Source organism: Actinacidiphila oryziradicis (assembly GCF_005047355.1).
Lineage (GTDB): Bacteria > Actinomycetota > Actinomycetes > Streptomycetales > Streptomycetaceae > Actinacidiphila > Actinacidiphila oryziradicis.
Map to the genome: position 1 here is coordinate 40,884 of NZ_SUMC01000047.1, position 21,258 is coordinate 62,141.

The window sequence follows — 21,258 nt, forward strand, 5'->3', positions numbered from 1 at the left end:
GATCTTGCGGTCATGGCTGTGCTGGCGTACTGCTTGGGATCGGTTGTTGAGGGCCTGAGCCGGATGTGGCCAGTTCACGGTCATCCACGGGCGCGGGATGCTGGCGGCGGGGCAGTAGCAGCGGGCTGGTGAGGATGAGCAGTCCCGCGACCGTGAGAGCGGTGCGTGGGCTGGTGACGTCGGCGAGCAGCCCGCCGAGCGCGGTGAAGATGGCGATGGACGCCTGCTGGCCGATTGACCAGGCCGACAGGGTGCGGGCGACGAGATGCTTGGGGGTGTGTTCGAGCCGGTAGGTGGCGAGCACCGGGGTGTACAGGCTCATGTTGATGATGATCGCCAGCTCGACAGCTATCACGGTGACGAGGCCGACGACGCCGGGACGGACGAAGGCCAGGCCGATCAGCCAGATGGCGCGCAGGGTGCCGACGGTCCGGAAGACCCCGTGCTGGCCGTAGCGGGCCACGACGCGGCGGGCTAGCCGGGAGCCGATGAGTCCGCCGACGCAGGGGGCGGCGAAGGCGAGGCCGTACTGCCAGGGTGGGAACCCGAGCTGGCGAAGTAGGAGCACGGCCAGCAGCGGCTCGGTGGCCATGATCAGACCGGCGACGAGCATGTTGTTGAGGTAGAGCGGCCGCAAACCGGGATCGCCCAGGATGTGTCGCCAGCCGTCAAGCAATGCGCCCGCCCGGACCGGGCTTTTGTCGGTTGTTTGCGGCGCTTCTTCTCGGCCGTGAATCGCGGTGATGCCCAGCGCAGAGAACAGGTAGCTGAGCGCGTCGGCCACCACGGTGGTGACCGGCCCGAACAGCCCGATCGCCACCCCGCCCAGCGGTGGCCCGACCGCGATGGAGCTCCAGTTCGTGGACTCGAACCGCGCGTTGGCCACGAGCAGGTCATCCGGCCGGACGAGGGCCTTGAGGTAGGCGCCGCTGGCCGCGTTGAAGGCGATCTTGGCTGCGGCGACCACGGCCGAGATCACGAGCAGCTGGACGAAACTGAGCCGGCCGAAGGCGTAGGCGACCGGGATCGTCGCCATGACCGCAAGCCGGGTCAGGTCCATCGCGATCATGACCGGGCGCTTGCGCCGAAACTCCACCCACGGCGCGAGTGGCACCGCGATCAGCGCGCCCACCGCAGGCCCCACCGCGGACAGCGCGGACACTTCAGCGGGGCTGGCATGCAACGCCAGCACGGCGATCAGCGGGAATGCCCCGAACCCCAGCCCGGATCCATAGGCGCTCACCGCATATGCCGCCCACAGCCAGCCGAACTGCCGCCCCAGGGATCGTCTCGCCACCAAGCTCCGCACCTTCCTTTCGCATGACACAACTCGCCGTTGGATCGCTACGAATCAAATCAATACTGGCGAGGGGGATCAAACAACCGACCCGGCGGCGAGCCACAACCCTTTGTTGTCCTAGTAGAGTCACGTGCGTGGACCTCGACGCCGTGCGCACCTTCGTCGCCGCTGCGGACGCTGGCCAGTTCCAGCAAGCCGCCGCTGCGCTGTCGATCACCCAGCAGGCCGTCTCCAAGCGCATCGCCGTGCTGGAGAAAGACCTGGATGTGCGCCTGTTCACCCGCACCGCCCGCGGCGCCCAGCTCACCATCGACGGCCAGGCATTCCTGCCCCACGCCCGTGAACTTCTCCGGGTAGCAGAGCGGGCTGACGCGTCCGTCCGTCCTGGCCGGCGCGCTCTACGCGTCGATGTCGTCAACCGGCGGATCGCGCCAGCGGGGCTTCTCCAGGACTTCTACCGCATGCATCCCGAGATCGAATTGGATGTCGTGACCCTGGACGCCGATGTCGATGGCGCGATCGCTGCTGTCGAAGCTGGGACGATCGACGCCACCTTCCACGGCGTTCCCGCGCAGCAGCATCTGCCCGAGGCGATCAAGGCTGCCCGCGTGATCGACGAGCCGCACCAACTCCTCGTCGGACCCCGCCACCCGCTCGCCAACGCCCGCGCCGTCACGCCCGGGCAACTCGCCGGACACCGAATCTGGATGCCCGGCCTGGACGCCCGCGGCGAGGTGGCCGCCTACTACGACGAACTCGCCACCACCTTCGGCGTCACGATCGACGTGGTTGGACCCGTCTTCGGGAACGAGGCACTGCTGGCTGAGATCGCCGACTCCTCAGACCTGGCGACCCTGGTCGGCGAAGGCTCGCGGTATCTGTGGCCGGACAGCTATGACCTGCGGCGCATACCGATACATGACCCGACACCGGTCTACCCGATGTCACTGATCTGGCGCGACGACAACCCCCATCCCGCGCTCATCGAACTTCGCAGCTACCTCGACTCCAGACGAACAGACTCACCCGATACCAACGTCTGGATACCGAAATGGGAACAACGGGCCCCTCTCTGACAGTCTCGACTGAGACGCCCGCCTTATCGGGTTAGTCTGGATGGGCGAGACAGGAGGCGGGGGGTGGGTAACGGGCGGCCCGCGCCCTCATGGAGTCGGCCCTCTGGTAGCGGGATGCGTTCGGTCAGGCCTTCAGGGGCGCGCGCTTGAGCCGCGCGGCGACCGTCTGCAGAAGCTGATCGGAGAGCTCGGGGTCGGCAACCGCCCGCGACATCAGCAGCGCGCCGACCATCGCACTCAGCGTGAGCATGGCGTCGGCCTGCACTTCATCGGAGTCGTCGCCGTCCGCCGTCTCGCTGATGAGTTCCAGAAGCTTCGCACCTGCTTTTCGTACGCCTCCTTCATCTCGGCTTCGCCGCGCCCTGCCGCGGCGCCGAGCGTCACCACTGCGCAGCCCGTTCCAGGAGCATCACGGTGGCGGGCGCTGAGGTAGGAGTCGATCAGCCCCGTGCGGGGCTCCTCGCGGTTCCGACGAGCGGCCTCCGCCATCTTGGGCTCCCCGTCGACCAGGGCGAGGGCCGCAGCTTGATTCATCAGGTCGTCGCGCGAGGCAAAGTGCTTGTAGAACCCGCCGTGGGTCAGACCGGCCTCGTTCATCAGCTCCGCGACGCCCGGGCGGTCCCGGTCGCAGTCGACATCACCGACCACGAATCCGTGCGCGCGGCAGCCGACCAAGCCCAGGACGTGACGCTCCTCATCAACAACGCCGGTTTGTCGACCCAGGCCGACGTGCTCACGGCGGACTTGGATTCATTCCGGTTGGAGTTCGAGACGCACGTTCTCGGCACCCTCGCCATGAGCAGGGCCTTCGCCCCCGTTCTGGGGCGCAACGGCGGCGGCGCAGTAGTCAATGTTCTGTCCGTGCTGTCCTGGATATCGATCACGGCCAGCGCCGGATATGCCGCGGCCAAGGCTGCTGAATGGTCAGTGACCAACGCATTGAGGGTGGCCCTCGCAGAACAGGGCACGCAAGTCACAGCCCTGCACGTCAGTTACCTCGAGACGGAGCTGGCCGCGAAGGTGACCGCTCCGAAGTCCGATCCCGCCGCGGTGGCCCGCGCGACCCTCGACGGTGTCGAGGCCGGACTGCACGAGGTCCTCGCCGACGACTTCAGCAAGCAAGTCCAGGCAGCCCTGGCCGTCGGCCCAGAGGCGCTGTATCCGCAACTAGCCGGCCGACCGGCGCTGATCTGAACTTCGCCGTCTTGCGGCTCCTCGTCCATCACCCCGGCCGGCACGCGCGGAACCGGACTCCTCTCTGCCTCCGGATCTCCAGCGGTGGGCCCGTAACCGGCCCCGCGGCACCACCGACCCCTCCTGACCGGGCCCGCAACAGCAGCACGCGAAGCGCCGCGCCGCAGCACGGTCAAAGTCCGCGCCGAACTCGCCGATGACGGGTTCGGCAACAACCGTTGCACCAACCTGGCTACGTAGGTGAGAACGAAGAGCGCTTGTAGCCGAGCGTGGAGAGCATCTGTTCGTCGCTGTTCCGCGACCCACCGTCCGAGCGGGTAGGCGCCGACCGAAAACACAGCAGCAACCGGGATTCTTTCTCGCCGTCTTCGGGCTCTGTGCCGATATGCAGGGACGGCTGCGCGACGTCCTTCTGCGGCTCCTGTGGAAGCGGCTGCTGGAGGCGAGGATCGAGGTGGGTGCCCGGCAATGGGACCCGACCTGACCCGAGTTGGCCGAGGTGCAGCGGCAAAGCCTCGACGACTTGGGGGAGTTCCTGCTCGGCCCGGTCCGCTCGGCCCGGCAAGCGGGCCGCGTCGGCTGCCCCCGGCCGGACGACCTCGTCGTGCACGCGATCATCGTCCTGGTCCGCAGACGCCAGGAGGAACTGGCCTCAGCCGCGGCCAGACCTCTCCCACGGCCCGGTCACGGCGGCGGCAAGCCCTTCTCTCCGGGCTCAGACGGGCGTGCTGTCGGCCGGGTCCGGTGCAAGCGGTAGGCACACCTGGAACCAGGTGTCGCCGGGGCAGGAGTCCACCCGGATGTCGCCGTGGTGCTTGTTGACGACGATGCGGTAGGAGATGTCCAGGCCGAGGCCGGTGCCCTCACCGACCGGCTTGGTGGTGAAGAAGGGCTCGAAGATGCGCGGCCGGATCTCCGGGGGGATGCCCGGTCCCGTGTCGCCCACCTCGACCAGCAGCCGGTCGCCGTCGCGCCGGGTGCGCAGCGTGAGGGTGCCGGTCGTGCCCATGGCGTCCACGGCGTTGCGGATCAGGTTGGTCCACACCTGGTTGAGTTCCGCGCCGTGCGCGGCGACCGGCGGCAGGGTGCGGTCGTACTCCTTGACCATGGTGATCCCGGTCGGGATCTTGGCCCGCAGCATGGTCAGGGTCGCGTCGAGCAGCGCGTGGATGTCGACTGTCTGCTGCGGTGCCCGGTCGAGCTGGGAGTACTGTCCGGCCGCGTTGACCAGACCGGAAATGCGCGAGACGGAGTCATCGATCTCCGCCATGAGGAGTTCGGTGTCGATGCCGTAGGTGAGCCAGCGCACTGCCGAGGCCAGGTTCTCCTCGCCGACCGCGACGGTGACCGAGTCCAGCCACGTCACATCGACACCGCCCGCCACCAGGGTCGGGGCGAGATCCCAGCCGCCCTCGACGCCGTGCTCGTCGAGCCAGTCGCTGAGCACGTCCTCGGCGTCCGAGGCGGCCAGCGCGGTCAGCGGCTCCGCGGTCGCGGCGAGCTTCACAGCCGCTTCCTGCAGATCCACCAGCTCGTGGAGCCGACGGCCGTCCAGCCTGCCGTCGGCGATCATCGCCAGCTTCTGCCGCATCCCCGCGACCCGGTCCCGCAGCGCCGAGGTGGCCCGTACGGCGGCAGCCGCGGGATTGTTCAGCTCATGGGTGAGGCCGGCGGACAGCGCGCCCAGGGCCACCAGCCGCTCCCGTTCGCCCACGATCGTATTGCTCAGCCGGGTACCGAAGAACAGTCCCTCCAGCAGATGCAGCGCCATCGGGAACCAGGTACGCAGCGCGGTGGCGAACTCGTCGGCCGGGAGCACGAAGAAGTCGGCGTCGGTGACCGCCCGCATGCTGTTGATGTAGACCTGATCGACCCGGTCGCCGAGGTAGGCCTGAGTCGCTCCGCCGTACACACCGCGTTGGTCGGTGCGGGACACCTCGATGTCGTCCCCGTGCAGGCGGCGGCTGAGCGCCACCGCGCCGCCCAGCAGGACGAAGAAGCAGGAGGCCGCCTCGCCCTCGCCGTAGACCAGGCTTCCGCCGGCTCGCTGCTCCACCCGGCCCCGGTCCGCCAGCCAGTCCAGCTGGTCGTCGGTGAGGGACTCGAACAGGAAGAGGGACCGCAGCTGTGCCGGGGCCAGCCGGTCCTGGCCGCTCACTGTGTCTCCAGGTACTGGTGCGCCAGCGAGACGGCCATCGCTCCGTCGCCGACGGCGGACGCGACCCGCTTGACCGAGGAGGCACGCACATCTCCGGCGGCGAAGACACCGGGGACACTGCTTTCGAGATGGTACGGATCCCGCGCGAGCGGCCATCCCGGCGGCCGCTGTCCGTCGGCCAGAAGATCGGGGCCGGTGAGGACGAAGCCGTGCGAGTCCCGGGCGACCACGCCGTCCAGCCAGTCGGTGCGGGGTTGCGCGCCGATGAAGATGAACAGCCACGAGGCGTCCACGGTCTGGGTGGTTCCCTGCCGGGTGTCGCGCAGCGTCAGACGCTCCAGGTGTCCGTCGCCCTTCCCGCCCGCCACTTCGGTCCACGGGTGAACCTGGATGTTGTCGATGGTGCTGATCTGGTTGATCAGATAGCTCGACATCGAGTGCCTCAGGTCCTCGCCGCGGATCAGCACCTTCACATGCCGGGCGTAGCGTGAGAAGTACACGGCCGCCTGGCCGGCGGAGTTGGCACCGCCCACGATGTAGATGTCCTCGCCCGAGCAGCTGGGCGCCTCGCTCCGCGCCGAACCGTAGAAGACGCCGCAGCCGGTCAGTTCGTCCAGGCCCGGGGCCTCCAGTCGGCGGTAGGAGACCCCGGTGGCCAGGACCACGGTGTGGGCGGTGATCGATGTGCCGTCGCCGAACCGCAGTACCCGTCCCGACCCGGCCGCCTCCAGCGCGACGACCTCCCGGGTGCTGAGGATCTCCGCCCCGAACTTCAGCGCCTGGCGGCGGGCCCGGTCGGTCAGCTGTGCGCCGGACACGCCGTCGGGAAAGCCGAGGTAGTTTTCGATACGGCTGCTCTGTCCCGCCTGTCCGCCGGTCGCCTGCCGCTCCACCAGGACGGTTCGCAGCCCCTCGGACGCGCCGTATACGGCGGCACCGAGGCCGGCCGGGCCGCCGCCGACCACCACCAGGTCGTAGAGCTCAGCGGTGGGCGCGGTGCTCAGCCCGACCTGTGCGGCGAGTTCCGGCTCTGTCGGCCGGACCAGCGTGGTGCCGTCGGCGGTGACCACCAGCGGCACCTGCGTGGCGGTCAGCCCGGCGGCGGCCAGTAGCCGGCCGCCCTCGGGCTCATCGGCCAGCAGCCACCGATAGGGCACCAGGTTGCGGGTGAGGAAGTCCCGCACGGCGAACGACGGAGCCGACCAGCGGTGCCCGACCACGCGGATGTCGGACGCGGTCGGGTCGGGGGTCGCCAGCCACACTTCCAGCAGACCGTCGAGAACCGGGTACAGGTTCTCCTCCGGCGGGCTCCAGGGCTTGAGCAGATAGTGGTCGAGGTCGACGACGTTGATCGCGTCGATCGCCGCACTGGTGTCGGCATACGCGGTCAGCAGCACCCGCCGGGCGAGCGGGAAGAGGTCCATCGCGGCCTCCAGGAACTCGATCCCGTTCATCTTCGGCATCCGGTAGTCCGCGAGCAGCACGGCCAACTGCCCACCGCGCAACTTGATCTCCCGAAGGGCCTCCAGTGCCTCGTCCCCGCCGGACGCGCGCACCACTCGGTAACGGTCCCCGTAACGGCGTCTGAGGTCGCGGGCGACCGCGCGAGAGACGGCCGGATCGTCATCGACGGTCAAAATCGTCGGGTTGGCCATGCTGCTCACCGTCCCCAAGAAATCGGCACAGCACACTCACGCGCTGCCGTGCTGCCGGCCGCTCTCAGCCGGACGGCGCCCGCCGTCACACCATCTGCTGGTCGATGAAGCACCAGCGCCATTCCTCACCCGGCTCGAACGATCGGATCACTGGATGGCCCACCTCGGCGAAGTGGCCGCCGGCGTGCCGACCGGGCGAGTCGTCGCAGCACCCGACGTGCCCGCATGCCAGACAGAGCCGAAGATGCACCCATCGCCCGCCGCCGGCCAGGCACTCCTCACAGCCGTCGGGGGTGCGGGCCAGGGCGGGCTCACCGGCCGGGACATGTTCACACTCATCACTCATCGTGGCTCTCTCGGTCCGGTTCCGTCACGACAGGTATCCCTCCACCTGGCTGGAGGGGCGGACATGGGCCTCGGTTGCGTCCTGACCCGCCTGCGCCTTGGCACGGCGCTGCCGCAGCAGGTCCCAGCACTGGTCCAGTTCGCGCTCCAGGGTCGTGAGCCGCTGGTGTTCCGTCCCGGCGTCGATCCGGCCGGCGGCCAACAGCTCCCGTAGCGTCTTCTCATCATCGATCATGGAGTTGATCCGGTGCAGGATCTGCTCTTCGGCGCCGCCGCTCTGTTCCTGTGCCATAGGGCACCTCCCGGCTGGGCGCAGCCCGTGGCCGGACCGCATCTGTGTTGCCATCGTGTCTGCGCTGTGACACTCCCAGGCTCGCACACTTGGGGAAACCAAGCCGGGTTTTGACCGCAGCCCAACGGCCAAAGCCGACTGCTGACGCCCGGGTTGGTCACCGTCCGTGGCTGCCGACCGTCAGGAGGTGTCGGCGCGCCGCCCGCCGCGGCCGGTCGCTCCCGCGCCAAGCTCCGCGTCTTCCGAGTGCTGGATTCCGCATTCCGTGGGTATATGGCCTGGTGGCGGGTGGTTCGGTTGTGGTTCGTCGGCTGTCGCGCGCTGCGGGTGTCAACGATCGCGGACGAGTTGGGCCGCGGGCGGAAGACGGTGCGTCGTTGGAGTTCGTGGTGGCGATGGCCACGACCAGCGGGGCGAGAGCGGCACGTCCTGACGTGCAGCGATGCTTTCCAAATCGCGCTCCGTATGCACCGGGAATCATGATTGCCAAGGACGTGTCGACGGTGGCTCGGCCTCCCGCCGGCGGGCGGCGTGGGCGTACCACGGGGGACCGGGCCATCGACGCACGCGTCCACTGCGACCGCCGAGCTTGCCCGGGCTGCCGCGGCTTGCTCACCGGCCGCGGGCAGCCGCATGCGTGTCAGTCATGGCCGGGGCCGGAGAGCGGGTCATGAGGGCGAGCGGACCGGGAACCATCCGGCCGGTGCGGACATGAACGCAGTGTGGAAGACAGCAACAACACCGACCGCGAGCTCTGGGAGCGGGGCCGTTCCGGCGACCAGGCCGCCTTCGGTACGCTCTTCGATCGCCACGCGGACACGGTCTACAACCATCTCCGGCGGCGCCTGCAGTCATCGGCCGACGCCGAGGACCTCACCTCGGCGGTGTTCCTGCACGCCTGGCGGCGCCGGCACGAGGTGGTGCTGGACCGCGACTCCGTGCTGCCCTGGCTACTGGCCGTGGCCAACCACACGGCAGCCAATCAGCGGCGTGCGCTCGGCCGCTACCGGGCCGCCCTCGGCCGGCTGGCCCCGGAGCCCGACGTCGCCGACCACGCCCAGGCCGTCGCCGAACGGGTGGACGACGCCGCCGACCTCGCACGGCTGCGGAAGGCGGTCGCGCGGCTGCCTGCCCACGAGCGCGACGTGATCGAACTCTGCGTCTGGACCGGCCTGGACCAGCAAGCCGCCGCCGTCTCGCTCGGCATCGCCGTGGGCACCGTCAAGTCACGGCTGGCCCGCGCCCGCCAACGCCTCGGCCATGCTCTGACGGCCCGCCACCCATCCGCCGACCTGCCCGATCTGGGGGCCTCGTGATGCACGGACTGCCGCACCGGCCCGCCGACCGGCCGCTGCCCGACAAGGACCGCCGCCACGCGGAACTGCTCGCCCTGATCAGGGACGAGCAGGACGACGACGCCCTCGACCACCAGCCCCTCACCCGCAGTCTCGACCTCATCGGAGCCACCATGTCCGACCTCCGCCCGTCCAGTTCCCTGGACTACGTGACCACGGCCCCGGCCGCCGACGATCGCGCGCTCCTGATCCGCAGCCTGCGCCGCTGGGTGCCGTTCGCCGCGGCGGCCGCCGTGATCGCGGCCGGCGCGGTCGGTGGTGGCCTCGCCCTGCACGGATCCAACCGCCCCACGGGGCCGGCCGCCGCCGCTCCGGCGGTGGTAACCCGGTCTGCCGACAGCCTCCCGGTGCTGAACGGTATCCCGGCCGCCAAGGCCAAGAACGAGCTGACCGCCTGCCTGAAGGCCGGTGAGACGGGGAAGCTGGACTCCGGCAGCTGGCTGGGCCACCCCAAGCTCACCGAAGCAGCCTCGGACTACCGCGTGGTGATCGCCGTCCCGCACCTCTACCGGGCGATGGAGGACGGGCTGGCCACCTGGTACATCGGCAAGGGCAGCCGCAGCGGAGAGGTCGTCAGCTGCTCGGTCCCGGACGACGCGGCCAACCCCAACGGCCGCGAGGCCTGGCTCTCCCCGATCACCGCCATCACGACTCCCGTCACCCTGGAGTACAACACCGGCGGCGTCGGCAGTCCGACTCTGGACGGCAAGGGCAAGTCCGTCTACAGCGCCACCGTCATGGGTCACTACACGAACGGCGTTGCCCGCGTAACCGTCCAGTACAGCGGCCAGAAGGCGCACAACGCCCAGATGTCCAACGGCGTCTGGTTCTCCTCCGACGTGATCCCCCAGCCCAGCGGCACCGATAACAGCAGCCCCGTCGTCCGCGCCTACGACGCCAATGGCAAGCTGCTCCACACTACGAAGTCGGCGACCGCGTCGCGCTGACCCCCACCACCGATGGCCGTGCCCGGCGCGCACTCAACGCTCCCGGGGCACGGCCATCGGCCAAACCGCCCCGGGCGGACCGGGCGCTCCACCTTGACATGCTCGCCTGACCGGGGGGACGCACCACCGTCCCGGACCCGGTAGCGCCGCCCGCCCCGGACCTTGCAGGGACATCTCCGAGGTGAGTCAGGAACATGCGACCGGGTTGTTGCAGTCAAATCTCACCGCGTGCGCAGACGGCACAAAACCTGGTGTGCTCCGTGCAGTGCCTCTCCCCGGGTTTCCCTTTTCCGCGACCGCCAACTCCTGCCGGCAGTCGGTGGCTGAGACGAAGGTTGCGAAGATGTGTGCCTTCTTGTCCGTCGCATGGCCCCTCGGCGTGCGCCGTCCACGCCCGGCCGTGCAGGAACGCCCGGAACCTCCGGCCTGAGCGTGGTCCTCGAACGGGTGGTAGCCGTACACGTCGCGGATCTCCCACGCGTGCTCGTACGCCGTCTTCAACCGCTCGGTGTACTCCTTGACGCAGGAGACGTCCTCGATCTCCGGCTGCGCGGCCAGGTGCTCCGCCACCGGCCACGGCACGGCCAGTGGGTCCTCCGAGAACAGCCCGATGTAGCGGACCGTACACATCTGGAGGGCGAAGCCGAGCCGGTTGTGGTCACCACGCCGCTTCGCGATCAGCTTCCGGTCCTCATCGTCGAGGAAGAAGAACCGCTCCAGCTCGGGCCTCGTCGGCTCCTCGGTGAACTTCCCGTAGGCCTTGGCCTGCTCAGCAGTCAGAAATTCCACCGGCATGCGGCGGACGGTAGCCACCCTCCGCCAGTGATCGAGGATCTTCCGCAGAACCCCGGCACCAGGCCGATCGCCTGTGCTAGGGCCTGTCCGGCGGATCTTGCCGGACAGGCCCCTGGTCCCGAGGAGGGCTCAGCGCTTGAGCGTGAAGGTGAAGTCGCCGGAGAGCTTGCCGCTCAGCCGGCTGCCGAAACGAGTTTCCCCTCCGTGATCAGTCTCTCGACCTCGGCCCGCGAAAGACCGCAACCTTCAGCGATCAGTCGCACCGGCCGGACAGGGATCCGCGCCGCAAAGCGGACCGAGACGTCGATCACCTCGCGGTCCAGGTGATCCGATCCGCCGGTGTCGAGGCGCCAGGCGTTGTCCCAGTCGAGGGCGATGCGATTACGGCGCCGCACGACCGGATCCTGGAGCAGCTCAGCTGCCAGGCCAGGGTCGTTGTCATGCAGCCGGTCCAGCAGCTCAGGTCGTACGGAGCGCACATTCATCCGCTCCAGGACCGTGAGCTTTGCAGTTTCCCCGCAAGCGGTACAGAGCGCGAGGAGCCAGGCGTCGATGAGCTTGTGGTTTGCGTTGACGCGAAATTTACCGCTTGCCCGGAAGCGCTCGGACGCGCACGCGTGGCAACGGTGGAGAACGAGCGGCAGGCAGGTGGGCACGACCACCCAGTTTTTGAGCACAGAAGTACACCGGTTTCAGTGAGAAGTCCGCAGCAAAAAGGAGCGCGGCGCACATGTGCGACGCGCGACGATTCAGCGCTCGGGAGGTCTCACAGGGTGTACAACGGCACGTCCTTGACTAGACGGCTTGGTTCGGCAGCACGGTAATGGCGCACAGCGGCGCTGTTCCACTGGTTTTCGAGCGCCTCACCGCCAGGTTCTGTCCGGCGGATCACGGACGAAGCCAGAGCCAGATCGCGGCGACGGTGACGTGCCGTGGAAGCCCGCTTGTCGTACCTCGTGGCCACGGCCCGGAAGTTCTTGAGCCTGTTGATCGTCCGCTCGACCTCGCTCCTACGCTTGTGGATCGTCTTGTCGAAGCCGGCGGGCCGACCGCCTTTGCTGCCCCGGCGCTTGCGGTTGGCCCGCTGGTCCTTCGGCTCGGGGATGGTGTGTTTGATGTGGCGTCTGCGCAGGTAGCGGCGGTTGCGGCGGGAGCTGTACGCCTTGTCGCCGCCGAGGTGATCGGGGCGGGTGCGAGGATGCCCGCCGCCCGGGCGGGCGACGCGGATGCCTTCCATGACTGGAATGAGATGCGGTGCGTCGCCCCACTGCCCTGGTGTGATCACGAATGACAGCGGGCGGCGCCTACCTTCACCGGCCAGATGGATCGTGCAGGTCGGTCCGCCCCGGGAGCGTCCGAGTCCCTCGTCGGGGCGGTGCTGTCGGGGCGTGTGTCTTCTTCCCGGCACTCGCGGCGGTTTCTTGCGCGCTCCGGCGGCGTGTTGGTGGGCGCGACAGGAGGTGGAATCCACGCTCGCCATGGACCAGTCGATGCGGCCTGCCGCGTCGGCGCCGGCTTGGACGGCCCGCAGGATCTTGTCCCACGTGCCGTTCGCCGACCAGCGTCTGAGTCGTTCGTAGACGGTCTTCCACTTGCCGAAACGTGCAGGCAGATCCCGCCAGGGCACTCCGGTCCGCTCCCGGAAGAGGATCCCGTCGATCACCCTGCGGTGGCTCTTCCGTGGCGCCAACGGCTGTACCGCTGGTCCCCATGGCCGATCTCGTAGAAGCCGGGTGTGGAGGCGGCCGACCACGGCCGCCTGCGCGTCGGCCGCCGGGAGCCCGGTGCGTCGTCGGGCGTGCCATGGTGGCGCCCGCGATGCTGTCGGTCTCGATGGCCGGGGTGGCGGTGGCGCCGTCGGCGGCGAAGTACTCGTCCACGATCTGCCGGTTGCGCATCTGGGGCGACAGCAGGCACAGCGGCAGCGCGGCCGCCTGCGCCCAACTGGCCGTCGGCGCCGTGGCCAGCGGTCCGGTGACGGGGGTGAGCAGCATGTAGCGCTCCTCGTACAGCGGGGAATCTGCGCACGTGCCGCAGCGTGTCGTCGTCCAGGTACGTCATCGCCACGTCGAGTTCGAACTCCGCGAGCCGTTTGGTGATGTCCTGTGAGGACAGCGATTCGAGGCTGACCCGGGCCTGCGGGTGTTTCTCGCAGAACGGCGTGGTCAGCAGAGAGGCGGCGGTCAGCGCGGTGGGGATCGCGCCGAGCCGCAATGTCCCCGTCAGGCCGCCGCGCATCGCCGACAGTTCCTGGCGCAGCGCGTCCCGCTCGGCCAGGATCCGGTGCGCCCAGGCCAGCACCCGCTCGCCTTCCGGAGTCAGGCCTTCGAAGCGGCGGCCGCGCCGCACGATCGGCACATCGAGTTCGTGCTCCAGCTTGCGGATCGCCGCGGACAGTGACGGCTGCGAGACGTAGCAGGCGGCCGCCGCCCGCGCGAAGTGCCGTTCCCGGGCGAGGGCGACCAGGTATTCCAACTGGCGAAGCAGCATGGCTCACCCTGACCCACCGAACCGGCCACAGTCCACACCCCGGGACAGGTCATGTCGTATGTGCGAGCGGGACGGGAGTGACCGCACCCGTCAGCGGTCGCGGGGTTCACGTCAGTGACGTGTAGTGGCCGTCCACATGGATGGCGGTGATCGCGCTGATGTGCCGGGCGCCGCAACGGTCCTGGGGGAGCACGAGTTGCGGGCCGGCCCGGTCCAGCGGGGTGTCGTCGATACGGGTGGCGAGCAGGACGGGCGCGCGACCGAAGTCCGGATCGGTCTCGCCCCAGGACAGCACCGCGTGGTGGCCGTCCGCACCGGTGACGGCGATCAGGAAACGCAGGCGGTCCTTGCGGCGGGCCGGGTCGAAGCCGGGCCCGGCGGCGTACAGCACGTCGTGCAGCAGCGGGCCTTCGAAGTAGTGGTGCTGGACGCCGCTGGTCGCGCACTCGAAGCTGACCCGAGCCCGATGCTGCGGCCAGGCATACAGGTCACGCACGCTGAGCCGGGCAGGGCGAGCAAGGTCACCAGCCAGGACGACCACGGCGAACGGCCCGGGAGCAGGCTCGCCGGAGGAAACAGGCGAGACGGGTACAGGCCAACTGCTCACGGGCTTCCACCTCCGCGGAACGCCGGCGTCGGGCGCCGACCCTGCCGTCATGCCCACTCGTTGCCGACAATAATCCGCACAGGCAAGCCAGAAACAAGATTCCTTGGGCATGTGCGGCACTGATAGCCACTCATCCATCGCAGAAGCAACCCCGGTCACATGACGCGGGTACAGAGGCGGCATACCTGCCCCGCGGCACGGGACGACAGTCCAGGATGGGTCGCACCTGCTGCCGGCCGTCATCAAATCGTTGGGCTTATGCAATGGGAAGTGCTGCAGTGTGCTTGCGGACGCGGCTCTATGATCGTCGTATGCACATGTACCGGATCGGTGAGGCCGCGGCCTTGATGGGGGTCAGCGCCGACACCCTGCGGCGCTGGGTCGACAGCGGTCGGCTGCAGGCGGACCGCGACGACCAGGGGCGCCGGATCATCCCCGGCCCGAACCTGGCCGCGTTCGCCCGTGAGCTGGGCCGTGAGGAGAAGGCCAGCTCCGGGTCCTCGGCCCGCAACCGCTTCGCCGGGATCGTCACCGAGGTGATCCTGGGGGATGTGTCGGCGCAGGTGGAGATCCAGGCCGGGCCGTTCCGGGTGGTGTCGCTGATCAGCCGGGAGTCCGCCGAGGAGCTGAAGCTGGAGCCCGGCGTTCCGGCGGTTGCCGTGATCAAGTCGACCAACGTGGTCGTGGAAAGACCGTGAACCCGCGCGATTGTGTGCGGCAGAGAGGGAGAGACCCTGTGACGATCCGTTTCGCGCGCAGCCGGACCCTGCAGTTGGCCGTCGGGGGCACTGCGGTGCTGCTTGCAGTCAGCGCCTGTTCCTCCTCGTCCTCGGACAGGTCCTCCAGCTCTCCCAGCACGTCGGCGTCCTCGGCGTCCTCGGTGTCGAAGATCTCCGGGACGGTGACGGTGTTCGCCGCGGCCTCGTTGAAGGAGGGCTTCACCGCCCTGGGCAAGGAGTTCGAGGCCGCCCACCCGGGTACCAACGTGACGTTCAACTTCGGCGGCAGTGACGTCCTGGCGGCGAGCATCACCTCTGGTGCCCCGGCCGATGTCTTCGCCGCCGCGAGTCCCAAGACGATGAAGACCGTCACCGACGCCAAGGACGCCACGGGCACGCCGGTCACCTTCGCGCGCAACCAACTGGAGATCGCCACTCCGCCGGGCAACCCGAAGAAGATCGCCTCCCTGAAGGACCTCACCAAGTCCGGCCTGAAGGTCGCGCTGTGCGCGAAGACGGTGCCCTGCGGCGCCGCCGCGCAGAACGCGCTGACCGCGAGCAATCTCAAGCTCACCCCGGTCTCGTACGAGGCCGACGTGAAGTCGGCGCTGACGAAGGTGGAGCTGAAGGAGGTGGACGCCTCCGTGGTCTACAAGACCGACGTGAAGGCGGCCGGCGGGAAGGTCGACGGGGTGGAGTTCCCCGAGTCCGCCAAGGTCATCAACAACTACCCGATCGTGCTGCTCAAGGACGCGCCCGATGCCACGGCCGCCAAGGCGTTCATCGCCCTGGTGGAATCCGCCGAAGGCACCAAGGTCCTCACGACGGCGGGCTTCCTCAACCCGTGACCCCCTCTCCCGCGCCCGACGCCCCGGTCGAGACCCTTACCGGCCACAGGCCGTGGCGTCGGCACGTACGGGGCCGGAGCCGGGTACGAGCGCAGGCGCCCCTGGCGTTGCTGGTGCCCGCCCTGGTCGGCCTCGTCTTTCTCGTACTGCCGCTGGCGGCGCTGCTGGTGCGGGCCCCGTGGCGCACGCTGCCGAGCCAGCTCTCCAGTGCCGGTGTGTGGCAGGCGCTGCGGCTGTCCCTGGTCACCGCCACCGCCGCGACCGCCGTGGTGCTGGTGCTGGGTGTGCCATTGGCCTGGCTGCTGGCCCGCACCAGCTTCCCCGGCCGCCGGTTCGTACGGGCGCTGGTGACTCTGCCGCTGGTGCTTCCTCCGGTGGTCGGCGGCGTGGCGTTGCTGCTGGCGCTGGGCCGCAACGGCGTCGTCGGGCGCTGGCTGGACTCCGACTTCGGGATCACCCTGCCGTTCACCACGGCCGGGGTGGTCGTGGCTGAGGCCTTCGTTGCCATGCCGTTCCTGGTCATCAGTGTCGAGGGCACCCTGCGGGCCGCCGACTCCCGGTACGAGGAGGCCGCCGCGACACTCGGAGCCTCCCGCTTCACCGCCTTCCGGCGCGTCACGCTGCCGTTGATCGCGCCGGGGGTCGCGGCCGGCGCCGTGCTGGCCTGGGCGCGGGCGCTGGGCGAGTTCGGCGCCACCATCACCTTCGCCGGCAACTTCCCCGGCCGCACGCAGACGATGCCGCTTGCCGTCTATCTCGCCCTCCAGGACGATCCGGCCGCCGCCATCGCCCTCAGCCTCGTCCTGCTCGCCGTATCCATCGCCGTCCTGGCCGGACTGCGCGACCGCTGGATGGCCGCCCCATGAACTCCCCGCCCGCCCAGACCGGCAAGACGACCCCGGTGGAAGCCGAGGCGACAGGCACGGGCCTGGACGCCCACCTCGTGGTGGAGCGCGACGCCTTCTGCCTCGACCTGCGCCTGGCCGCCGCTCCCGGCGACGTCCTCGCCCTGCTCGGTCCCAACGGCGCCGGCAAGACCACCGCCCTGCGCGCCCTGGCCGGCCTCACCCCGCTCACCGACGGCTATCTGCGGCTGGACGACCGGACCCTGGAAGACCCCACCCAGCGACTGAACACCCCGCCTGAGGCCCGCCCGACCGGCGTCGTCTTCCAGGACTACTTGCTCTTCCCGCACCTTTCCGCCCTGGAGAATGTCGCCTTCGGCCCCCGCTGCCACGGCACGCCGAAAGCCGAGGCCCGCGCCCAGGCCGCCGACTGGCTCCAGCGGCTCGGCCTTGCCGACCATGCCACGACCAAGCCCCGCAGGCTCTCCGGCGGCCAGGCCCAACGCGTCGCCCTCGCCCGCGCCCTGGCCACCCACCCCCGCCTGCTGCTCCTCGATGAGCCGCTGGCCGCTCTGGACGCCCGCACCCGCCTCGACGTACGGGCCGAACTCCGTCGCCACCTCGCCGCCTTCGAGGCCGTCGCGGTCCTGGTCACCCACGACCCGCTGGACGCCATGGTGCTCGCCGACCGCCTCGTCGTCATCGAGCACGGCCGGATCGTCCAGGAGGGCACTCCGGCCGACATCGCCCGCCGTCCCCGCACCGACTACATCGCCCGTCTGGTCGGCCTCAACCTCTACCAGGGCCACGCCGACGGCCACACCGTCCGCCTCGACAACGGCCCGGCCATCACCACCACGGAAGAGCTGGCCGGACCGGTCTTCGTCGCGTTCCCGCCCAGCGCCGTCACCCTCCACCGCGACCGGCCCGACTCCAGCGCCCGCAACATCTGGCGCGGCGGGATCGCCGGCCTGGAATCCCACGGTGACCAGATCCGCATCGACGTCAGCGGTGAACTGCCGCTGACCGCAGACCTGACCACTGTGGCCGTCGCCGAACTCGGCCTTGCCCCCGGCGCCACCGTCTGGGCCACTGTCAAGGCCGCACAGACCCATGCCTACCCCGCCTGAACCAGGCCTGCGCGCGCCGCGGTCACCGCTTCGAGGGCCCCGCCGCGCGACACCGGGTGCGTCGACGTGCCGGGCGGGCCGCAGACCGAGACCTTCCTGAGCAAGGACCTCCCGTACGCCCTGAAGTCCGTCCACCGGGTCGGCCACGACGCCGGCGCCTGGGGCGTGATGGACTACTCCTCCGGCGGCAACCGCGCCCTCCAGCTGACGATGCGCAACCCCCGCGTCTACACCGCCGGCTCGAGCACCTGCCCGCACTCCACGTCTCGGTGCTGGTCATCAACCGCCAGCACGGCGAGCGGGGTTACGCGCGGACCATGGCCTTCAGCAAGGCTGTCAGGGCGCCCATGCGGGTCGTGTCGATACTGCCGCAGAACGGCAGCCACAACTTCCCGACCCGGGTGCGGGAGATGCCCGCCGCCCTGAAGCGGATGAACCAGCAGCTCACTTTCCCCCAGGACGTGGTGCCGCGGCGCCACTACAAGAAGACGACGCTCGCCGCACCCCACTGCGCAAGGCGGGCCACGGCACTCTGCGCGCCTCCGGCTCCGAGCCCGCGGCGACGGCCGGCCCGCGCGAGTGACGCGGCCGCGCTACCGCTTCGGTACGTGGATGTCCGTGCTGCTCAGCGTCTGCGGCCGGTCCGTGAACACCCGCAGCCGGACCCGCAGGCGGGCCCGGTGCGGGACGGGGAAGGGTCCGGCGCCCGGGACGAGTACGTAGTGCGCCGACTGGTGCGGGCGCAGCACGGCAGGGCCGCTGCGCACCGTCCAGTAGCCGGAGGCGCTCTCGCTCGTGCTGGTCGCGAAGTGGGGAGCGAGAGCGGTGCCGCCGGTATTGGTCGCCCGCACGGTGAGCGACGTGATGCCGGTGCCGTCCGCCCGCACTCCGCCGACCGCCAGCCGGATCGGCGGCCCGCTGCCGGCCGCGACCGCCACGCACGCGACGGCGGGCAGCAGCACCGCCGCCGCCAGCGCCGCGCTCACCGCCGGCCGCCGCGGGAACGGCAGCCGTGGCTGCCACGCGGACTCGAAGGCCGTGACGGGCGCGGTGGCGGCGGCCGCGACCCACAGCGGCGTCATCATCAGGTAATAGCCGTCCTGTGACCGCGTGGCCAGGTAGAAAGCGCACCACGGCAGCACCGTGGCCGCCGCGCCCAACCGCCTGACGAAGAGCACGAACACCCCCAGCAGCCCGGCGGCCAGCAGCATGCTCCCGTACGAGTAGAAGTCCAGCCGGTCACTGCCGTCTCTGAAGTAGTACGAGATGCCCATGATGCCCTGCCCGTGCAGGATCCCGTGCTGCGTGAACGGCAGCGCCAGCCCCCTGAGCCAGGCCCCTGGGCTCTGCGCGATGAAGTACGCGTTGGCGGCGAGCGCGACGACCACCGTGATCCCGGTGAAGCGCGCGACGACGGCGAGCGCGGCCCGCGCCGGCAGTTCGCCGCGCCGTACCGCGTACAGGCCGGCCAGCAGGAACGGCGCCAGGAACCACGGCAGTTGCTGCGTCGCGCAGGCCGCCCCGAGACAGCACGCGCGTACGATGTCCGCGCGGCTGAGCCGTCCCCCGGTACCGATGCGGGGCCAGCGGACCACCACGGGAATGAGCAGCACCAGCGCCGGGATCGCCGGATAGCCCATCGCGGCGTACCCCTTCAGCATCGGGAAACCCAGGCAGACCGCCGTGGCCGCCGACCGCCACGGCGCGGGCAGCAGCACCCACAGCGCGACCGCGCCGAGGACCAGCAGGGCGGTCGGCACCAGCGTGACGGCCTTCGCGCCGATGAGCGCGTAAACGGGCGCGTTCAGCAGGACCGCCAGCGGCGGATACGCGAACGAGTAGTCGGCGCCCCCGGACATCGTCTTCGTCACCCCGACGTGGCTGTGCTCGAAGACCCACGGCCACTCCTGGCCGTACACCAGATGCCCGTGCACCAGCTCGTGCGTGGCCTGCGTCATCAGCACGGTCTCGTCGTTCGGCGCGTGGCTGAGGGCGTACGAACACAGCGCCAGGACGATGCCGAGCAGCAGCGCCCCCGCGTCGACCCGGGTCAGCGCGGTGCGGGTGCGCATGGTCAGCGCCAGGATGCCCAGGATCAGGATGCCCGCGTAAGCGAGCGTGATGACCCCGCCGACCGCCGGCCGTACCGCCATCGCCGTCGACCAGTCACCGCGCGTACCGATGAACAGGCTGATGACGGCGAGCAGCGTGATCCCACGATGCAGCGCCGCCGGGGTGGCCGGCGTCGCCGCCGGTTCCTGACGGACGGATGCGCCGGCAGAGATGTCGGATGTGTTGTGCATGCGGGGGTGCACCTCGGGGGGCGAGTGGTGATCAGACCAGGCTGATCTTGTAGTAGAAGCTGGCCATCTTATCGGGGTGGTGTACGAGTTCTCGGACGCGAAACCCATGGCGAGGCGGCAGGCGGCAGGCGGCGGTGCCGCTGCTGGTGTCCGGGATCTGAATGGCGAGGCCCTCGGGCTCGCGGTAGTAGAGGCTCTGGCCCGCTTTGGTGAGCTGGCGGTCGCTGACGGATCCCGTGTTCCAGTCGATTCTGGTGATATACGTGTTTCCGTCGGGATTGGTGGGGGTGGTGCTGGCGGCGGGACTGTACGAATACGCATCCCGTCGAGCATGTACAGGTGTGAGCCGTGGTCGGACAGCTCACCCGCTCAGGAGCGCACGAGCCGGCCCGCGAGGTAGGGCGCGGTGGCGCTGCCCTTGGCTTTGGCGACCCCGGTGGGAGGGCCTGTGGCGACCACCCGGCCGCCCGCGTCTCCGCCGCCCGGGCCCAGGTCGTGGCAGGCCGGGCACGGCGCGTAGGTCCAGGGCAGGAACAACAGTTCGACCGCGACGAACCCTTCACCCTGGCAGGTCGCACCGCCCCTCCGGCACGTTGAAGGAGAACCGCCCGGCCGTGTACCCGCGCCCCGGACATGTACGACGTGGTCAGGCGCGTGGTTCTTCACGACTCCTCCTTACCCGAGAGCCCATGGCCGGACCGGTAGACCGGTAGACCGGTGTCGAGTGCCGGGGAGCACGACGTGCAGTCCGCGCTGAGGGCGGCGTCAGCCCTGGCGTGCTGGGGGCTCGATCCCACCCGCCCGTGAGCGAACAGCGGGATGGCACCTGGGCAAGAGCAGGCCGCCACCGTCATCGAGGCTATGAGCCACGGGCTGGTCGCCCATACGGTCGTCGCCGACAACCGCGGCGGCTGATCTTCGTATCCATCTGGAGTCCCACCAGGTGCCGTGGGCCGACTTCGCGTGCCAGCCCTGCGGAAACACCAGAGGCCGCTCCCAGCTCTGCTGAGAACAGCCTCTGGCCTGTTGACACCGTCGGGACGACAGGATTTGAACCTGCGACCCCTTGACCCCGAGGTGGTCCTGGAGGCGTGCAGGGCGGAATTCCAGCCACGCCGGTGGCGCAGGAACCTCGACTCGCTGTGCGTGAGATGGCAGGGTGTGCGGGCATGGAGCAGCGAGCTGTGTCTCGGGGCAGA

Annotated in this window: 19 protein-coding genes and 6 pseudogenes; 8 read left to right on the plus strand and 17 right to left on the minus strand. The window is 69.8% G+C overall.

The window, feature by feature from the left end; genetic code table 11:
* Nucleotides 1-10 precede the first annotated feature (10 nt).
* Nucleotides 11-1,300, minus strand: a complete 1,290-nt coding sequence (locus tag FCI23_RS34625) for an MFS transporter (protein WP_169317067.1) — start codon at nt 1,298-1,300, stop codon at nt 11-13.
* A 134-nt stretch (nt 1,301-1,434) separates the two neighbouring features.
* Here FCI23_RS34625 and FCI23_RS34630 point away from each other — a divergent pair, with 134 nt between their 5' ends.
* The gene (locus tag FCI23_RS34630) at nt 1,435-2,376 is read left to right on the plus strand and encodes a LysR family transcriptional regulator (RefSeq protein WP_136728132.1); all 942 of its coding nucleotides are present in this window, start codon (nt 1,435-1,437) and stop codon (nt 2,374-2,376) included.
* Between the two features lie 124 nt (nt 2,377-2,500).
* Here FCI23_RS34630 and FCI23_RS56955 read toward each other — a convergent pair whose 3' ends face one another.
* Nucleotides 2,501-2,641 carry a hypothetical protein gene (locus FCI23_RS56955; protein ID WP_169317068.1) on the minus strand — a complete coding sequence of 47 codons (141 nt, stop codon included), beginning with the start codon at nt 2,639-2,641 and terminating at the stop codon, nt 2,501-2,503.
* Nucleotides 2,614-3,024, minus strand: coding sequence for a TetR/AcrR family transcriptional regulator (locus FCI23_RS60515; RefSeq protein ID WP_246144349.1), 411 nt, complete (start codon nt 3,022-3,024; stop codon nt 2,614-2,616). The genes FCI23_RS56955 and FCI23_RS60515 overlap by 28 nt, the downstream gene beginning before the upstream one ends.
* Here FCI23_RS60515 and FCI23_RS34635 point away from each other — a divergent pair.
* Entirely contained in the window at nt 2,905-3,570 is a 666-nt protein-coding gene (locus FCI23_RS34635; protein WP_246144348.1) for an SDR family NAD(P)-dependent oxidoreductase, read from the plus strand. The genes FCI23_RS60515 and FCI23_RS34635 overlap by 120 nt on opposite strands.
* Nucleotides 3,571-3,802: 232 nt before the next feature.
* On the opposite strand, the gene FCI23_RS34640 is transcribed toward FCI23_RS34635, so the two are convergent.
* From FCI23_RS34640 to FCI23_RS34660, 5 genes are all read right to left on the minus strand, one after another.
* Nucleotides 3,803-4,180: a hypothetical protein gene (locus FCI23_RS34640; RefSeq protein WP_136728134.1), complete on the minus strand. Its 378-nt coding sequence runs from the start codon at nt 4,178-4,180 to the stop codon at nt 3,803-3,805.
* A 105-nt stretch (nt 4,181-4,285) separates the two neighbouring features.
* Entirely contained in the window at nt 4,286-5,728 is a 1,443-nt protein-coding gene (locus tag FCI23_RS34645) for an ATP-binding protein (protein WP_136728135.1), read from the minus strand.
* Nucleotides 5,725-7,401: an FAD-dependent oxidoreductase gene (locus FCI23_RS34650; RefSeq protein WP_407646068.1), complete on the minus strand. Its 1,677-nt coding sequence runs from the start codon at nt 7,399-7,401 to the stop codon at nt 5,725-5,727. Before FCI23_RS34650 ends, FCI23_RS34645 begins: the two co-directional genes overlap by 4 nt.
* Before the next feature lie 67 nt (nt 7,402-7,468).
* Nucleotides 7,469-7,729: a UBP-type zinc finger domain-containing protein gene (locus FCI23_RS34655; RefSeq protein WP_136728137.1), complete on the minus strand. Its 261-nt coding sequence runs from the start codon at nt 7,727-7,729 to the stop codon at nt 7,469-7,471.
* A 24-nt stretch (nt 7,730-7,753) separates the two neighbouring features.
* The gene (locus tag FCI23_RS34660; protein ID WP_136728138.1) at nt 7,754-8,020 is read right to left on the minus strand and encodes a DUF2630 family protein; all 267 of its coding nucleotides are present in this window, start codon (nt 8,018-8,020) and stop codon (nt 7,754-7,756) included.
* A gap of 722 nt (nt 8,021-8,742) precedes the next feature.
* Here FCI23_RS34660 and FCI23_RS34665 point away from each other — a divergent pair.
* Together FCI23_RS34665 and FCI23_RS34670 are read left to right on the plus strand one after the other, a co-directional pair.
* Nucleotides 8,743-9,336, plus strand: coding sequence for an RNA polymerase sigma factor (locus FCI23_RS34665; protein ID WP_136728139.1), 594 nt, complete (start codon nt 8,743-8,745; stop codon nt 9,334-9,336).
* Entirely contained in the window at nt 9,336-10,322 is a 987-nt protein-coding gene (locus tag FCI23_RS34670) for a hypothetical protein (protein ID WP_136728140.1), read from the plus strand. The genes FCI23_RS34665 and FCI23_RS34670 overlap by 1 nt, the downstream gene beginning before the upstream one ends.
* Nucleotides 10,323-10,689: 367 nt before the next feature.
* Here FCI23_RS34670 and FCI23_RS34675 read toward each other — a convergent pair.
* The 6 genes and pseudogenes from FCI23_RS34675 to FCI23_RS34695 all read right to left on the minus strand — a co-directional run.
* Nucleotides 10,690-11,117: pseudogene (locus FCI23_RS34675) on the minus strand (DUF4158 domain-containing protein); the annotation flags it as partial.
* A gap of 129 nt (nt 11,118-11,246) precedes the next feature.
* Nucleotides 11,247-11,794, minus strand: a pseudogene (locus FCI23_RS34680) (DUF1062 domain-containing protein).
* A 211-nt stretch (nt 11,795-12,005) separates the two neighbouring features.
* A pseudogene (locus FCI23_RS34685) lies at nt 12,006-12,807 on the minus strand (IS5 family transposase).
* A 181-nt stretch (nt 12,808-12,988) separates the two neighbouring features.
* Nucleotides 12,989-13,111: pseudogene (locus tag FCI23_RS62550) on the minus strand (LysR family transcriptional regulator); the annotation flags it as partial.
* A 31-nt stretch (nt 13,112-13,142) separates the two neighbouring features.
* Nucleotides 13,143-13,607 (minus strand): annotated as a pseudogene (locus tag FCI23_RS34690) (LysR family transcriptional regulator); the annotation flags it as partial.
* A 106-nt stretch (nt 13,608-13,713) separates the two neighbouring features.
* The gene (locus FCI23_RS34695; RefSeq protein WP_407646069.1) at nt 13,714-14,148 is read right to left on the minus strand and encodes a molybdopterin-dependent oxidoreductase; all 435 of its coding nucleotides are present in this window, start codon (nt 14,146-14,148) and stop codon (nt 13,714-13,716) included.
* A 377-nt stretch (nt 14,149-14,525) separates the two neighbouring features.
* Here FCI23_RS34695 and FCI23_RS34700 point away from each other — a divergent pair, with 377 nt between their 5' ends.
* Genes FCI23_RS34700 through FCI23_RS34715 form a run of 4 tightly spaced genes read left to right on the plus strand, consistent with a single transcriptional unit; the run spans nt 14,526 to nt 17,756 of the window.
* Nucleotides 14,526-14,912, plus strand: a complete 387-nt coding sequence (locus tag FCI23_RS34700) for a TOBE domain-containing protein (protein ID WP_211265570.1) — start codon at nt 14,526-14,528, stop codon at nt 14,910-14,912.
* A gap of 38 nt (nt 14,913-14,950) precedes the next feature.
* The gene (gene modA, locus FCI23_RS34705; RefSeq protein ID WP_136728142.1) at nt 14,951-15,781 is read left to right on the plus strand and encodes a molybdate ABC transporter substrate-binding protein; all 831 of its coding nucleotides are present in this window, start codon (nt 14,951-14,953) and stop codon (nt 15,779-15,781) included.
* On the plus strand, nt 15,778-16,647 hold the full coding sequence (locus FCI23_RS34710) for an ABC transporter permease (protein WP_136728143.1): 870 nt from the start codon (nt 15,778-15,780) through the stop codon (nt 16,645-16,647). The genes modA and FCI23_RS34710 overlap by 4 nt, the downstream gene beginning before the upstream one ends.
* Nucleotides 16,644-17,756 carry an ABC transporter ATP-binding protein gene (locus FCI23_RS34715; protein ID WP_136728144.1) on the plus strand — a complete coding sequence of 371 codons (1,113 nt, stop codon included), beginning with the start codon at nt 16,644-16,646 and terminating at the stop codon, nt 17,754-17,756. Before FCI23_RS34710 ends, FCI23_RS34715 begins: the two co-directional genes overlap by 4 nt.
* 304 nt (nt 17,757-18,060) lie before the next feature.
* On the opposite strand, the gene FCI23_RS58505 is transcribed toward FCI23_RS34715, so the two are convergent.
* From FCI23_RS58505 to FCI23_RS56960, 3 genes and pseudogenes are all read right to left on the minus strand, one after another.
* Nucleotides 18,061-18,204 carry a hypothetical protein gene (locus FCI23_RS58505; protein WP_211265571.1) on the minus strand — a complete coding sequence of 48 codons (144 nt, stop codon included), beginning with the start codon at nt 18,202-18,204 and terminating at the stop codon, nt 18,061-18,063.
* 145 nt (nt 18,205-18,349) lie between these two features.
* On the minus strand, nt 18,350-20,059 hold the full coding sequence (locus FCI23_RS34725) for a hypothetical protein (protein ID WP_136728145.1): 1,710 nt from the start codon (nt 20,057-20,059) through the stop codon (nt 18,350-18,352).
* 369 nt (nt 20,060-20,428) lie between these two features.
* Nucleotides 20,429-20,684 (minus strand): annotated as a pseudogene (locus FCI23_RS56960) (hypothetical protein); the annotation flags it as partial.
* Nucleotides 20,685-21,258: the final 574 nt, after the last annotated feature.